Origin of the sequence: Peterkaempfera podocarpi (assembly GCF_042466665.1) — a bacterium.
Classification (GTDB): Bacteria; Actinomycetota; Actinomycetes; order Streptomycetales; family Streptomycetaceae; genus Peterkaempfera; species Peterkaempfera podocarpi.
The window spans coordinates 4,735,252-4,749,386 of the sequence record NZ_CP162102.1; the positions used below are offsets into that span (position 1 = coordinate 4,735,252).

General features: G+C 72.9%; 15 protein-coding genes and 1 pseudogene. 9 read left to right on the top strand and 7 right to left on the bottom strand.

Translation table 11 applies throughout. The features are described from left to right. Window positions 1-31 precede the first annotated feature (31 nt). Window positions 32-1,696, top strand: a pseudogene (locus AB0761_RS20835) (bifunctional polysaccharide deacetylase/glycosyltransferase family 2 protein); the annotation flags it as partial. 611 nt (window positions 1,697-2,307) lie between these two features. On the opposite strand, the gene AB0761_RS20840 reads toward AB0761_RS20835, so the two are convergent. The 3 genes from AB0761_RS20840 to AB0761_RS20850 are packed head-to-tail and all read right to left on the bottom strand — an operon-like array spanning window position 2,308 to window position 4,062. Beyond that, on the bottom strand, window positions 2,308-3,123 hold the full coding sequence (locus AB0761_RS20840; RefSeq protein WP_377270599.1) for a TetR family transcriptional regulator: 816 nt from the start codon (window positions 3,121-3,123) through the stop codon (window positions 2,308-2,310). 11 nt (window positions 3,124-3,134) lie between these two features. After that, window positions 3,135-3,632 (bottom strand): thiol-disulfide oxidoreductase DCC family protein, encoded by a 498-nt coding sequence (locus AB0761_RS20845; protein WP_377270600.1) that lies wholly within the window; start codon window positions 3,630-3,632, stop codon window positions 3,135-3,137. Between the two features lie 16 nt (window positions 3,633-3,648). Next, window positions 3,649-4,062, bottom strand: coding sequence for a hypothetical protein (locus tag AB0761_RS20850; RefSeq protein WP_377270602.1), 414 nt, complete (start codon window positions 4,060-4,062; stop codon window positions 3,649-3,651). A gap of 111 nt (window positions 4,063-4,173) precedes the next feature. Here AB0761_RS20850 and AB0761_RS20855 point away from each other — a divergent pair, with 111 nt between their 5' ends. Next, complete coding sequence (locus AB0761_RS20855; protein WP_377270603.1) at window positions 4,174-5,763, top strand: Na+/H+ antiporter; 1,590 nt, start codon at window positions 4,174-4,176, stop codon at window positions 5,761-5,763. A 27-nt stretch (window positions 5,764-5,790) separates the two neighbouring features. Here the strand turns inward: AB0761_RS20855 and AB0761_RS20860 are convergent, their stop codons facing one another. Continuing rightward, window positions 5,791-6,303, bottom strand: coding sequence for a DinB family protein (locus AB0761_RS20860; RefSeq protein WP_377270604.1), 513 nt, complete (start codon window positions 6,301-6,303; stop codon window positions 5,791-5,793). 103 nt (window positions 6,304-6,406) lie between these two features. Between AB0761_RS20860 and AB0761_RS20865 the strand changes: the two genes are divergently transcribed. From AB0761_RS20865 to AB0761_RS20875, 3 genes are read left to right on the top strand one after another with little or no spacing between them, the layout of a single operon-like run. Next, window positions 6,407-7,018, top strand: coding sequence for a TetR/AcrR family transcriptional regulator (locus AB0761_RS20865; RefSeq protein WP_377270605.1), 612 nt, complete (start codon window positions 6,407-6,409; stop codon window positions 7,016-7,018). Further along, a complete protein-coding gene (locus AB0761_RS20870) occupies window positions 7,018-7,653 on the top strand; it encodes a DJ-1/PfpI family protein (RefSeq protein WP_377270607.1) in 636 nt (211 codons plus the stop codon). The genes AB0761_RS20865 and AB0761_RS20870 overlap by 1 nt, the downstream gene beginning before the upstream one ends. 52 nt (window positions 7,654-7,705) lie before the next feature. Then, a complete protein-coding gene (locus AB0761_RS20875) occupies window positions 7,706-8,374 on the top strand; it encodes a lysophospholipid acyltransferase family protein (RefSeq protein ID WP_377270609.1) in 669 nt (222 codons plus the stop codon). Window positions 8,375-8,647: 273 nt separating this feature from the next. Here AB0761_RS20875 and AB0761_RS20880 read toward each other — a convergent pair whose 3' ends face one another. Continuing rightward, window positions 8,648-9,022, bottom strand: coding sequence for a helix-turn-helix transcriptional regulator (locus AB0761_RS20880; RefSeq protein WP_377274236.1), 375 nt, complete (start codon window positions 9,020-9,022; stop codon window positions 8,648-8,650). A 213-nt stretch (window positions 9,023-9,235) separates the two neighbouring features. Here AB0761_RS20880 and AB0761_RS20885 point away from each other — a divergent pair, with 213 nt between their 5' ends. The 3 genes from AB0761_RS20885 (at window position 9,236) to AB0761_RS20895 (ending at window position 10,820) form a co-directional block, all read left to right on the top strand. Then, window positions 9,236-9,766: a helix-turn-helix domain-containing protein gene (locus AB0761_RS20885; RefSeq protein ID WP_377270611.1), complete on the top strand. Its 531-nt coding sequence runs from the start codon at window positions 9,236-9,238 to the stop codon at window positions 9,764-9,766. Between the two features lie 36 nt (window positions 9,767-9,802). Next, window positions 9,803-10,363 (top strand): hypothetical protein, encoded by a 561-nt coding sequence (locus AB0761_RS20890; RefSeq protein ID WP_377270612.1) that lies wholly within the window; start codon window positions 9,803-9,805, stop codon window positions 10,361-10,363. 130 nt (window positions 10,364-10,493) lie between these two features. After that, window positions 10,494-10,820: a DUF2516 family protein gene (locus tag AB0761_RS20895; protein ID WP_377270613.1), complete on the top strand. Its 327-nt coding sequence runs from the start codon at window positions 10,494-10,496 to the stop codon at window positions 10,818-10,820. A gap of 173 nt (window positions 10,821-10,993) precedes the next feature. Here AB0761_RS20895 and AB0761_RS20900 read toward each other — a convergent pair whose 3' ends face one another. Continuing rightward, the gene (locus tag AB0761_RS20900; protein WP_377270614.1) at window positions 10,994-12,292 is read right to left on the bottom strand and encodes a PP2C family protein-serine/threonine phosphatase; all 1,299 of its coding nucleotides are present in this window, start codon (window positions 12,290-12,292) and stop codon (window positions 10,994-10,996) included. 215 nt (window positions 12,293-12,507) lie between these two features. On the opposite strand from AB0761_RS20900, the gene AB0761_RS20905 reads away from it, so the two are divergent. Next, window positions 12,508-13,032: an O-acetyl-ADP-ribose deacetylase gene (locus tag AB0761_RS20905; RefSeq protein WP_377270615.1), complete on the top strand. Its 525-nt coding sequence runs from the start codon at window positions 12,508-12,510 to the stop codon at window positions 13,030-13,032. Window positions 13,033-13,254: 222 nt separating this feature from the next. Here the strand turns inward: AB0761_RS20905 and AB0761_RS20910 are convergent, their stop codons facing one another. Next, window positions 13,255-14,088 (bottom strand): class I SAM-dependent methyltransferase, encoded by an 834-nt coding sequence (locus AB0761_RS20910; protein WP_377270616.1) that lies wholly within the window; start codon window positions 14,086-14,088, stop codon window positions 13,255-13,257. Between the last annotated feature and the right edge of the window lie 47 nt (window positions 14,089-14,135).

The window sequence follows — 14,135 nt, forward strand, 5'->3', positions numbered from 1 at the left end:
GGCGCTGCTGCTGCAGGGCTACACCCAGCACATGTTCGACAGCACGGCGGACGGCGCCCCCAGGGCTCAGGGAGCAGCGAACGCGGTCCCTGCCCAGGTGGCCTCGGGGGGCCCCGTCGTGCAGGGCGCCACCGCCCGAACCGCCCGACCCCGCAGCCGCACCGTCGCGCTGACCTTCGACGACGGCCCGGACCCGGTCTGGACACCCCGGATCCTGGACGTGCTGCGGCGCAACCATGTGCACGCCACCTTCTTCCTGGTGGGCACCCAGGCCGCCGCCCATCCCGACCTGGTACGGCGGATCGTCGCCGAGGGCCATCAGATCGGGCTCCACACCTTCACCCACCCCGACCTGGGCGCCGTCGCACCTTGGCGGCGCTCGCTGGAACTGCGCGAGGCACAGCTGGCGGTTGCGGGCGCGGGGGGAGTCGTCAGTCCGCTGCTGCGCCCCCCGTACTCCTCCTCCAACGACGCCCTGGACAACGCCGACTGGGCAGCGGTCCGCCAGGCCGGGCAGGAGGGCTACCTCACGGTCCTCACCACCCTGGACAGCGAGGACTGGCAGCGGCCGGGCGTCGACCGGATCGTCGCCAATGCCACCCCCCGAGGGACCGCGGGCCAGATCGTGCTGATGCACGACGCGGGTGGTGACCGGGCGCAGACCGTTCGCGCACTGGACCTGCTGGTGCCCGAACTGCGGCAGAAGGGCTTCCGGCTCACCACTGTCAGCGATGCGGTGGGCATCCCCGATCCGGTGCGGCCCGCGAGCACCCGCGACCACTGGCAGGGGATCGCCCTGATCCGTGTTCTGCAGATCAGCGGCTGGACGCTGACCGCGATCTCCTGGCTGCTCTGGGCGGCCGGTGCGCTCAGTGTGCTGCGCGCCGCAGCCGTGGTGGTGGCTGCGCGGCGGCATGTCCGGCAGCGGGAGATGCCCTGGGGGCCTCCGGTCCTCGTACCTGTCAGCGTGATCGTCCCGGCCTACAACGAGAGCGCGGGCATCGAGGCGGCGGTCCGCTCCCTGCTGGCCTCCGACCACCCGGTCGAGGTGATCGTGGTGGACGACGGATCGACCGACGGCACCGCGGACCTGGTGGAGTCGCTGGGGCTGTCCGGCGTACGCGTCATCAGACAGCCGAACGCAGGCAAGCCGGCCGCTCTCAACACCGGTATCGCCGCTGCCTCCTGTGATCTGGTGGTGATGGTCGACGGCGACACGGTCTTTGAACCCGACGCGGTGCGGATGCTGGTGCAGCCTTTCGCCGACCCCCGGGTCGGCGCGGTGTCAGGCAACGCCAAGGTCGCCAACCGGGGCGGACTCCTGGGGCGGTGGCAGCACATCGAGTACGTGGTCGGCTTCAACCTGGACCGGCGCCTCTTCGACCTCGCCGAGTGCATGCCCACGGTGCCCGGCGCGGTCGGCGCCTTCCGCCGAGGAGCGCTGATCGGCGTCGGTGGGGTCAGTGACATCACCCTGGCCGAGGACACCGACCTCACCATGGCCCTCTGCCGGGCCGGCTGGCGGGTGGTGTACGAGGAGCGCGCCAGGGCGTGGACCGAGGCACCCGCCTCGTTGGGCGCCCTGTGGCGGCAGCGCTACCGTTGGTGCTACGGCACCCTCCAGGCGATGTGGAAGCACCGCCGGGCCCTGGTCCAGCGCGGCCCGTCCGGGCGGCTGGGCCGCCGCGGGCTGGGCTACCTGCTGCTCTTCCAGGTGCTGCTCCCGCTCCTCGCCCCGGTGGTGGACGTCTTCGCGCTCTACGGACTGGTTCCTCGACCCGCTGCACATCACCGGTCTCTGGCTGGCGTTCCTGCTGCTGCAGACGGCCATGGGCGGCTATGCCTTCCGCCTCGACGGCGAGCGGCCGGGGCCGTTGTGGAGCCTGCCCCTGCAGCAGTTCGTCTATCGGCAGCTGATGTACCTGGTGGTGATCCAGTCCGTGTTCACCGCGGTGGCGGGCACCCGGCTGCGCTGGCAGCGGATGGAGCGCTACGGCACCCTCCGGCAGCCCGGCCTCCCGGTCCCGGCTGTTCCGGAGCCCGTCCCCGCCCCGGCCGCAGAGCCGCTCCCCGGCCCGGGCGACCCCACGGCGCTCGCGGACGCCTGGTACCGGGAGGCCCGGTCCGCGGAGGTCACGGGCGCGGGGACCGGTCCCCTGATCGTGCCCGCCGGCCAGCGCCGCCGCCCGACCGCCGGCCCGTGACGGCCGCTGCCGCCGCTCTGTGCCGTCCCCCTGGCAGGCAGTGGGGGACGCATGGGCGGCATCGGCCGGCTCCGCGGGACCGGGAGCCCGGGGGTGTGCGACGTCAGCTGCGCCGTCTGCGGCTCCGGGCCGAAGGGGTGTCCGTCGCGGCCGACTGCACGCCTGTGGCCCTGCCGATGGTCGGCAGGACGAAGTCCTCGACCATGCCCACCGCGTCGCGGACCAGCGGACGGAAGACCCGGTAGCGCGAGAGAGCGACCAGCTTGGCGACGAAAGGTGCGCAGCGCTTCACAAAGGCCCGGGTGCGCTCGGTGTCCTCGGTGCGGTCGAAGACCCAGTAGAGGACGACGACCATCAGATGCAGCCACAGCAGGTCCGGCAGCAGTTCGTCCAGCTCGGGGTCGATCTTGGGGCCCAGCGCGGAGCCGTCCAGGACCTCGCGGAAGATCTGGACGGCGGTGCTGCGCGCCGGATGGGACTCGTTGGAGAAGGGGCTGAGCGCACTGCTGGGGTCGGCCGCCGTACGGAAGAACTGGGCGGCGAACTCGTGGTACGGGGCCGCGCAGTCCACCCAGGACTCCAACGCGATCGCCAGCCGCTCCGCGAAGTCGGTCCGGCCGGCCATCCGGGCCCGGGCGTCCTCCGCGTGCTCATGGGTCATCCGGTCGTAGAACCCCTGGATCAGGAATTCCTTGCCCTCGAAGTAGTAGTAGGCGTTGCCCACCGAGACGCCCGCCTCGCGCGCGATCGCCCGCATGGTGGTCTTCTCGTAGCCGTGCTCCCGGAAGAGCCGCATCGCGGTCTCCAGGATCAGCGCCCGGGTCTGCTCGCTCTTGTCGGTCTTGGGGCGCGCCCGACCGCCGCGGACCTGCTTGGCGAGGTCTGCGGCGGCCGGGTCGTCGGGCACGGCGTCATCCACGGTGGTCGAGCCTAGCCGGGTGCGGCGCACGTCCCGGTGCTGCAGCCCGGTCCGGGCCGGTTCCTGTCGTCGCCGGGGCGGGATGCCGTACCGGATGCCCCCTCGACACCCGGTACGGCCCTCCCCCTGGTCGCCGCACGGTACTTGGACGCGGCGAACGCGGCGGCGCGGGCGAGCGGCAGCCCCGCCGGGGTACTGAGCCGGTGGGCCAGCGGACGGTGGTCCGCGAGCGCCCACAGGCAGCTGACGAAGGCATGGTGGCCGGTCCACACCTCGCCGGTGTCGGCGACGACGATGATCTCCCCGAGCGCCGCGTCGTGGTCCACACCGGGGAAGCGCTCCCGGGCCTCAGGGGAGGCGACGGGGACGAACTCCAGCTCCACCAGCTGCCGCTGGCGGCGCAGCCAGTCGCCGAGGTGGCGGCAGAGCGGGCAGGCGGGGTCGTGCAGCACGGTGAGCCGGCGGACGGGCTGCGGCGGGGCCGGGACGCGTTGCGGCGGAGTGGCCATCGCGGGTCTCCGATCGTCAGGGCTGCGGGGCCGGCCGGACGGCGGCCCAGCCCTGCGGGGGCACCGGCGGGCGCTGCTCGCGGTCCATCAGCCCACGGCGGCGGATGCGGTTGAGCGCGTACACATTGAGCAGATGCGGGGCTCCGAGCACCAGCAGTACGGTGCCGATCTTGACCGAGAGCGCATCGAAGACGCCGGGCACGGTGGCGATGTGCTGGTCGGTCTTCATCCACAGGGCGACAAACCCCAGGTTGACCAGGTAGAAGCCGACGACCAGCAGATGGTTGACGGCGTCGGCGAGCTTCTCGTCGCCCTGCATGACGTCGGCCAGGAAGAGCCGCCCGTTGCGGCTGAGGGTGCGTGCCACCCAGACGGTCAGCGCGGTGCCGACCGGCAGGTAGACGGCGTAGCTGACGACTGTGAGGTCCATGGGACCGCTCCGTTTCGAACGTGTTCAAAACTGTGTCGGGCATGACTGTAGCCCGGTTTTTGAACGTGTTCAAGATGGGATTCGGGGAGGCCGCCGGGGAATCCGAATCCCATGGACCAGCTGACCCTGCTCTTCGTCGTGCTGCTGGCCAGCATCCTGTCCGTGCCGGTGGGGAGCAGGCTGAAGCTGCCGCCCCCGGTTCTGATGACGGTGCTGGGCATCGTGCTGGCACTGCTGCCGTTCGTCCCCGACGTGCACATCGAGCCGGAGCTGATCCTGCCGCTGGTGCTGCCGCCGCTCCTCTACGCCGCGGCGCAGCGCACCTCATGGCGCCAGTTCCGCACCAACGTCCGCCCCATCCTGCTGCTCGCGGTGGCACTGGTCCTGGTCACCACGGCGGTGGTGGCCGCGGTCCTCCGGCAGCTCGTCCCGGGTGTGCCGGTGGCCGCGGCGGTGGCGCTGGGTGCGCTGATCTCCCCGCCCGACCCGGTGGCGGCCACCGCCGTGGCCGGCAGCATCGGCCTGCCGCGGCGCCTGGTGTCGGTACTGGAAGGGGAAGGGCTGTTCAACGACGTCACCGCGCTGGTGATCTACGGGGTGGCGATCGGTGCCACGGTGTCCGGCACCTTCTCGGCACCCGGGGCACTGGGCCGACTGGTGTTCTCCGCGGTGATCGCGGTCGCGGTGGGCTGGGTCCTCGGCTGGGGCAGCGCCCGGCTGATGGGTCTGCTCGGCGATGCCACCCTGCAGGTCGGTCTGAGCCTGCTGGTGCCCTTCGCCGCCTATGTGATCGCCGACCAGCTCGGCGGCTCCGGAGTGCTGGCCGTGCTGATCTGCGCCCTCCACCTGGGCGCACACGCCGGCGACGAGGACGACGTCTCCTACCGCCTCACCGGTACCGCCTTCTGGGAGGTGGTGGAGCTGCTGGTGACTGGGATGGCGTTCGGGCTGATCGGCCTGGAGCTGCACACCGTGATGGTGTCGGTGGACGGCCACTGGCGGGGGATGCTCGGTGACGCGGCGGCGGTCATCGCCGTGGTGGTGCTGGTCCGGTTCGTCTGGCTGCTCCCCGCGGCCTGGTTCTCCCGCCTGCTGAGCCACGGCGGCGCGCACGGCGAGGACGAGCCGCTCAGCTGGCAGGAGACCGTGGTGATGTGGTGGGCCGGGATGCGGGGAGTCGCCTCGGTGGCGCTTGCGCTGGCGATCCCCCGCACCATCGACGGCGGTGGGCCCTTCCCGGAGCGCGACCGGATTCTCTTCGTGGCCTTCTGCACGGTCCTCTTCACCCTGCTGGTGCAGGGGCTCACCCTGCCGCTGCTGGTCCGCCTGCTGGGTGTCGGGGCCGACTCCGCGGCCGAGGAGCGCACCGAGCGCGAACTGTGGCACCGCGCCACCAGGGCCGGACTGGCCAGACTCAAGGAGCTGGTGGCCGAGGGCGAACTGCCCGACGAAGTGGTGGAGCGGCTGCGCCGCCGCCAGCGGGACCGGCTGATCAGGGCGCTCCCGGAGACCTACGACGAGAGCCAGCGCGCCGCCGCCCGCGAGCGCATGGCCTATGCGGAGCGGTTCCGCGAGGTCGAGAGGGAGATGCTCTCCGCCTCCCGCCGCGAGATGCAGACCGCGCGCAGTGAACCGGGTGCGGACCCCGAACTGGTCGACCGGGTGCTGCGCTCACTCGATCTGCGCAGTGCCCGCCCCTGACCGGCGGTCAGCCGCTCTGTGTGGCGGTCAGCCGCCCTGTGCGGCGGCCGACAGATCGAGGGCGGTCGCGCCGTCCAACGACTCCCGGACGATGTCCGCGTGACCGGCGTGGCGGGCCGTCTCCTCGATCATGTGCAGCAGGATCCAGCGCGCGGAGACCTTGGCACCCGGCGGGAACCACGGCGCCTCGGGCAGCGGCACCATCAGCTCCAGGTCGGGCAGGGCGCGGACCACCTCCGCGGTCTCCCGGGCGACCTCCTCGTACGCCGCCAGATGCCCCGCCAGGGTCTCCCCGGGGAGCACGGTGAACTCCTCGTCCCAGTGCTGGGCGCGATCCGGTGCCGGATCCGGGCGGCCCGCCAGGATCACCGAGAACCAGCCGCGCTCGGTCCTGGCCAGATGCTTGACCAGCCCGCCGATCGACAGCTGCCCGGCGGTCGGCCGGGCCGTCGCCTGCTGGTCGCTGAGCCCAAGCGCGGCCCTGCGGACCCCGTCGCGCTGCGATGCCAGGAACTCCAGCAGCAGATCCCGCTCATCCATGGTGACCACCTCTCCGTCGGTTTCGATGAGCCGACAGTAGAGGTCAATGCGGACAGGTTCGGTCCGCGTAGACAGTGTCCACTGCGATGTGGACACTGTCTACATGACCGCTGACACGGAGGGCGGCCTGCGGGAGCGCCTGCTGGAGTGCGCCCTGGCCATGGTCGAGGAGGAGGGCGTCCAGGCCCTCACCCTGCGCGCCATCGCCCGGCGTGCCGAGGTGTCCCACGGCGCGCCGCTGCGCCACTTCCCCAGCCGGGCCGCGCTGCTGTCCGCAGTGGCCGCCGAGGGCTACAGCGAGCTGGAACGGCGTCGTGAGAAGGCGGCTCGGGACTGCGGACCGCCGGCCGCCGACCGGCTGCGCGCCGCGGCCCGGATGTATGTGGGCTTCGCCGTTGAGCGGCAGGGTCTGTTCGAGCTGATGTCCCGGCCCGACCTGCTGGTGCCCTCCGACCCGCTGCTGCGACGGGCCAGCAGGCCGGTCTTCGAGATGCTGGTCGGCCTGGTGGCGGACTGCCAGGCCGAGGGGTGGCGCACCAGAACCGACACCCGGCTGCTGGCAGCGGCCGTCTGGTCCGCCGTGCACGGCTTCACCCAGCTGTGGCTGATGGGCGCCCTCACCCGGGCCGCCGGGGCGGACGCCCTGGAGCCCGCGCTGGAGGTCGCGCTGGACACGCTCGGCCTGGGCCGGGCAACCGACACCGAGGGGGACTGATGCAGATCGCCGTACTGCTCTTCGACCGGATGACCGCACTGGACGCCGTGGGCCCGTACGAGGTGCTCAGCCGCCTCCCGGGCGCCGAGACCGTCCTGGTCGCGGAGCGGACCGGCCCGGTGCGCAATGAGGTCGGCAGTCTGGCGCTGCTGGCCGAGGCCGCCCTCGGTGACGTCACCGCCCCGGATGTGGTCGTGGTGCCCGGCGGCCCCGGCCAGGCCGCGCTGATGGACCCCGGGCCGCTCCACGACTGGCTGCGCGCCGTCGACGCCCGCACCTCCTGGACGGCCTCCGTCTGCACCGGCTCCCTGCTGCTCGCCGCCGCCGGGCTGCTCACCGGACGCCGGGCCACCACCCACTGGCTGGCCGCCGACCAGCTGGCGCCGCTCGAGGTGGTCCCGGTCGACCAGCGGGTGGTCTTCGACGGCAAGTACGTCACCGCGGCCGGGGTCTCCGCGGGGATCGACATGGCGTTCGCCCTGGCCGGCCGCATCGCGGGCGAGACCACGGCCCAGGCCATCCAGCTCGGCCATGAGTACGCTCCCCGGCCGCCCTACACGGCGGGCTCGCCGGACACCGCCCCGGCGGCCGTGGTCGCGGCCCTGCGGTCCCGCCGCGACTCCATCCTGCGCTGACCGGCCCCGGACACCATCCCGCGCTGACCGATCCCGAAGGAGGACGACGCACATGCTGCATGCCGCCGTACGACTGGTGCTCGCGCCGCTGGCCCGGCTGGTGTACCGGCCGGTGATCGAGGGCCGGCGGAACGTTCCCCGCAACGGGGCGGTGATCCTCGCCGCCAACCACCTCTCCTTCATCGACAGCGTGGTCATCCCCCTGGTGGCCCCCCGTCCGGTGGCCTTCCTCGCCAAGGCCGAGTACTTCCGGGGGCGGGGGGTGAAGGGATGGCTGCTGAAGCGTCTCTTCACCGCCATCGACGCGGTACCCGTGGAGCGCGGCACCCACCGCTCGGCGCAGGCCTCCCTGGAAGCCGCCCTCGGAGTACTGGAGCGTGGCGGCGCCTTCGGCATCTATCCGGAGGGCACCCGCTCCCGCGACGGGCGGCTCTACCGGGGCCGCACCGGGGTCGCCTGGCTGGCGCTCACGTCCGGTGCCCCGGTGGTGCCGGTGGCGGTCCTGGGCACCGACCGCATCCAGCCGGTCGGCACCAGAATCCCCCGCATCCGGCGGGTGACGGTGCGCTTCGGCGCGCCGCTGCACTTCCCGCAGCCGACCGGCGGCACCAGGGCGGCCCAGGCCCGTCGCGAAGCCACCGACGAGATCATGGACGCCATCCACGCCCTCTCCGGCCAGCCGCGCGCCACCGACTACAACGACCTGCCCGCGGCGGCCTGACGTCCCGGGCGGCCCTGCCCGGACGGGGGTGCGCGCAGGGCCGTCCGTCCGGGCCCCCGCCGGTATGGCGGGCGTGCGGCAGCCCGCACCGTCCTCGCCCTCTGCTGACCGGATCGGCCCGCCCCGCGGTATGTGACGACCTGCCCGGCCCCCTTCGCCCACGCGGGAGGTGCGCATCTGGGTACCGAGCTCCTCGCCGTGACCGCTTCTTCGACGGCGACGGCGACGGAACACTGCGCAAGCCGGCGGCGTACGCGTCACGCGCTGCGAACGCTACGAAGCGGAGTGGGGCTTGGCCTTCCTGGTCGGCCGGGTGTGGATCTTGGCGACGCAGGCCGGGAGGGCGGCGTCGTGGTCCTGGTCGTGGTTGCGGGCCCGGTAGGCACTCGGGGTCTCCCCGACCAACTCGGTGAACCGTGAGCTGAACGAACCCAGCGAGGTACAGCCGACCGCCATGCAGACGTCCGTCACCGACAGGTCGCCGCGCCGCAGCAGCGCCTTGGCCCGCTCGATCCGGCGGGTCATGAGATAGCTGTACGGCGTCTCCCCGAAGGCGGCGCGGAAGCTGCGCGAGAAGTGGCCCGACGACATCAGGGCGACCTGCGCCAGCGCCGACACGTCCAGCGGCTGTGCATAGTCGCGGTCCATCCGGTCACGGGCCTGGCGCAGCCGGACGAGGTCGGAGAGAGGCACACGGGGCACATCGGCACGGTACCGACCGCCCGGGAACCTGTACAAACCCGGCCACCTATCCGCGGCCGCCCCCTCCTGGGCCCGTGGATCAGGTGCAGCTCAACGGCGTGCGACACAGTTGCAAGCATTGTGCTTGCAAAAGTTAGCACTCGGGTGCACGATGGAGTCATGGCCTCACTGAACGTCGGCTCCCTGGGCGAGTACATCCGCGAGCAGCGGAGGAACGCCCAGTACTCGCTGCGCCAGCTGGCCGAGGCCGCAGGAGTCTCGAACCCGTATCTCAGCCAGATCGAGCGAGGGCTGCGCAAGCCGAGTGCGGAGATCCTGCAGCAGATCGCCAAGGCGCTGCGGATCTCCGCGGAGACGCTGTACGTGCAGGCGGGAATCCTCGACGAGCGGCAGGAGGAGGGCCTGGAACTCCGGGCCGCGATCCTGGCCGACCCGCTGATCAACGAGCGGCAGAGGCAGGTTCTGCTCGCGATATACGACTCCTTCCTCAAGGAGAACGCCGCGGCTGCGGCGTCGTCCGCACCGGCCTCTTCCGGACCGGTGGAGATGGCGGTGGCGACGGTCAGGGCGGTCGGCGCCAGGGCCGCGCAGATGCGGGTCCCCGGGATGGGGGCCGCCAAGGACCGGCCGCAGGACGCCGAGCAGGACATCAAGCAGGACGTGAAGGACGACGAGACCAGCGGCGGCTGAACGGTCGCTGCAGACGACGCAAGGGGAGGACCCCTCATGCCGATCACCGACGAACTCAAGAAGACGCTGACCGACCCGACCCCGCTCTATGCCCTCGCCGGGGCCGGAGACCTGGCCTACGAGAAGCTGCGCGAGGTCCCCGGGAAGGTCGAGGAGATCACCTCCGACCGCAGGGCCGCCCAGGAGAAGGCCTCCGCACGGCTGCAGGAGGCGCAGGCCCGGCTGGTGGAGGCGCAGGCGAAGGTCACCGAGACCGTGACCACGCTGCCGACCGACCTCAAGGTGCTGCAGGAGAAGGCGCAGTCCTTCGCGCTGCAGCAGGTGGGCCGGGCCGCCGAGCTGGCGGTCAGGGCCAAGGAGGTCTACGACGAGCTGGCCGAGCGCGGCAAGGTGGTCGTCGACCGCGGCCGCAAGGAGACGGCCAAGCAGATCGGCGAGAAGGACGCGACCTTCCAGTCCAAGGTGTCCGCTGCGGCCGACGGCGTGGCCGAGACGGTGGCGCCGGCCGAGAAGCCGGCCGCGGCCAAGCCCTCCACGGCCCCCAAGCCGCGGACGGCGGCTCGCAAGTCGACCGCGGGCAAGACCTCGGAGAGCTGAGCCGGCGACTGCGGGCACTTCGGGTGCAAGAGGGCCGTTCTCCACGGTGCGGGCCGTGCGCGTGCCACGATGATGGTCACAGTCGTGACAGAGGAGGAGGCCGCTGATGGGAGCGGGTGCCGGTGCAGTCATGTCCCTCGAGTGGCTCAACCCGATGTGGTGGCTGGTCACCGCGATCATTGTGTTCAAGATCGTGGCGCTGATCGACGCCGCGACCCGCCGTGAGGACGCCTACCGGGCGGCGGACAAGAAGACCAAGCCCTTCTGGCTGGTGGTGCTGGGGCTGGCGGTGGTGCTCGATCTGCTCTTCACCACCAGCATCTTCGGCATCTTTGTGCTGGCGGGCCTGGTCGCCGCCATCGTCTACATGGTGGATGTGCGACCCGCGGTGCGGGGTGTCTCCGGCGGTGGCCGAGGCGGCAACCGGCGCAACATGGGCCCCTACGGACCCTGGTGATCCACGGCCGGGATCCACGGAGCGGCAGTCCGTGACCCGGTCTTCGGCCGACGGCCCCGGCACCCTTGTGAAGAGGGTGCTGGGGCCGGCTGCATGTCCGGGCCGGGGCTGCACCGGGCTGCCGGGGGAACGACGGGTTCCCGCGGGCCGGCCCGGCCCGGGGCCGGGCGCGATCAGCTCGCTGCGGCCTCCCGCTCCACCAGCAGCACGGCGACATCGTCGGTGAGTGCCCCTCCGTTGAGCTCCTCGACCTCGGCGATGGCGGCGTCGATCAGATGCTGGCGGGCCAGCCCGCCCTCGCGGTGGTCGGCCACCAGGGTGAGCAGCCCGTCCTGGCCGAGGCGGCGCGAACCCGCGCCGATCCGGCCCTCGATCAGACCGTCGGTGTAGAGCAGCAGCGCCCACTCGCCGCCCAGGCGCACCTTCACCGCGGGCCAGCTGTCCAGGCCGCTGCCGGCCGGGACCAGGCCCAGCGCGGGGCCGGGATCGTCGGCGGGCAGCAACTCCGGTGCGGTGCCGGGCCGGAGCAGCACCGGGGCAGGGTGGCCCGCCAGATGCAGATCGGCGTGGCCCGCGTCGGGGGAGACGACCAGCATGCACAGCGTGGCGAAGATCTCGTCGCTGCGCCGCTCGTGCTCCAGCACCCGCTGCAGGGTGGAGAGCAGCGCCTCGCCGGTGAGACCGGCGAAGACCAGGGTCCGCCACGCTATCCGCAGGGCGACTCCGAGAGCCGCCTCGTCGGGTCCGTGCCCGCAGACGTCGCCGATCACCACATGGACGGTGCCGTCCTGGGTGCGGACCGCGTCGTAGAAGTCGCCGCCGAGCAGTGCCCGGCGGCGGCCGGGCCGATAGCGGCGGTGGAAGGCCAGTCCGGAGCCGTCGAGCAGCGGGGTGGGCAGCAGGTGGCGCTGGAGCCGGGCGTTCTCCTGGCCGCGGAGCTCCGCCTCGACCAGCCGGCGCTGGGACTCGTCGGCGCGCTTGCGCTCCACCGCATAGCGGATGGCGCGGGCCAGCAGCGGGCCGTCGGTCTCGTGCTTGACCAGGAAGTCCTGGGCGCCGGCGGCCACGGCGGCGGCGCCCAGATGGGCGTCGGCGGCCCCGGTGAGGACGAGCACAGCGGTGTGCGGGGCGCGCCGCAGCAGCGCTCGCAGCCCGGCGAGCCCTCGGGCGTCGGGAACGGCGAGGTCCAGCAGCACGCAGGCGACGGCCTCGCCGGGGCGGGTGAGCTCGCGGGCCGCCTGTTCCAGGCCCCTGGCCCAGCGCAGCTCGAAGGGCTGCCCGGAGGTGCCGAGCAGATCTCCGATGAGCTGGGCATCCCCCGCGTCGTCCTCGACGACCAGCAGGCGGATGGGGGCGGGGGCGGGGGCGTCCGAAGCGGAGCCGTGCCGGGGGCGGGGTATCGGGGCCGGCGGCGCACAGGACCCGGCCGGATGCGGTGCGCCGAGGTCCCGCTGGTCTCCGGGTGCGGGCATCAGTCGGTCCTCTCTGTCCCCGACCGGGTGACGGTCGGGAGCGGTGGGCGGTGCCCACAGGACACCGCCCGCCGGGAATCTCCCCGTGACCTTAACGTGATCTGTGGCTGGGGCAATCCGGGGCAGACGTGGGCTTCCCGTCGATCCACACTGCGATGGCCTGCGTGGATAGCCTGGTACGGCCACGGGGAGGGGTTCTGAAGGGAGGCCGACTGGTGACGCGGATCACGCTGGTGCAGGGTGACATCACCGAGCAGCAAGTGGACGCGGTGGTGAACGCCGCCAACTCCTCGCTGCTGGGTGGCGGCGGGGTGGACGGTGCGATCCACCGTCGTGGTGGTCCGGAGATCCTCGCGGACTGCCGACGGCTGCGTGCCTCCCGGTACGGCAAGGGCCTGCCGACCGGCCAGGCGGTGGCGACCACCGCGGGCCGGCTGCCGGCGCGCTGGGTGATCCACACTGTGGGGCCGGTGTACCGGCCCGAGGTGGACAACTCGGCGCTGCTGGCCTCCTGCTATCGGGAGTCGCTGCGCGTGGCGGACGGGCTGGGCGCGGAGACGGTGGCCTTCCCCGCGGTCTCCGCAGGCATCTACGGCTGGCCGGTCGAGGATGCCGCGCGGATCGCGCTGACCGCGGTGGCGGAGTCGGGAGCCGCTGTGGCGGAGGCGCGCTTTGTGCTGTTCGGGGCGGAGACCTTCGAGATCTTCCGCGAGGTCATGGTGGCGCAGGGGCTTGGGTGATGACGCTGCGTCAGGGATCGGCGGGTGATCCCTGGGGGTCGTGCTCATGTTCCCATCGTGGCGGGTGGGGGCGTCAACACGCCAGCGGTAATCGATAACTCGTTCGAGTGATTCGCTCGATGCCTGGTCAGCGTCGTCGTCCCGTCGGCCGGCGGCTGCCCACGCCGTGCTCCCCGGGCCGCCACGCCGTACCCCCGCCGCTTCCCGGCCCCTACCCGCTGCTCAGGGCGCCACGGCCCGCCACTCCACCGTCACCTCGCCCAGCCGCCACCGCCGGCGCGGCCCCACCAGCGGCCAGCTCCCCGACAGCGCCGCACAGGAGGCCGCCCAGCGCTGCCGCGCCCCGAACGCCGCGTAGGGCGCCGCCGCGGCCCAGGCCCGGTCGAAGTCCGCCAGGAAGGCGTGCACCGCCTCGCCCGGCACATTGCGGTGGATCAGCGCCTTGGGCAGCCGCTCGGCCAGCTCGCCCGGACGCTCCAGACCCGCCAGCCGGGCCGCGAAGGTCACCGTGCGCGGCCCCTCGGGCCCCAGCGCCACCCACACATGCCGCCGCCCGACCTCGTCGCAGGTGCCCTCCACCAGCAGCCCGCCCGGCGCCAGTCGCCCGCAGAGCCGCTCCCACACCGCGGCGACCTCCGCCTCCCCGTACTGCCGCAGCACATTGGCGGCCCGCACCAGCACCGGCCGCGCCCCACCGTCCAGCGGCATCTCGAAGCCGCCCCGCCGAAAGGACAGGCCCGGCGGGCGGGCGTACGGCAGTGCCGCCGCCACCCGCTCCGGTTCGATCTCGATGCCCACCACCCTGATGTCGGGGCGCACCGCCGCGAGTCGGGAGTGCAGCTCCACCGCCGTCCAGGGCGCCGCTCCGTAGCCGAGGTCCACCGCGGTCGGCGGGGCCGCGGTCCGGCGCAGCTGCGGGCCGAGCACGGCGGCGATCCAGCGGTCCATCCGCCGCAGCCGGTTGGGGTTGGTGGTGCCCCGGGTCACCGCCCCGATCGGGCGCGCCGCCCGGCCGCGGGCAGCGGGAGGCGACGGGTCGGGGGAGCTGGGGGCCATGCCAGGCAGCGTACGCGGAAGCATGCACAGCCCAGGAGTCGCCGATC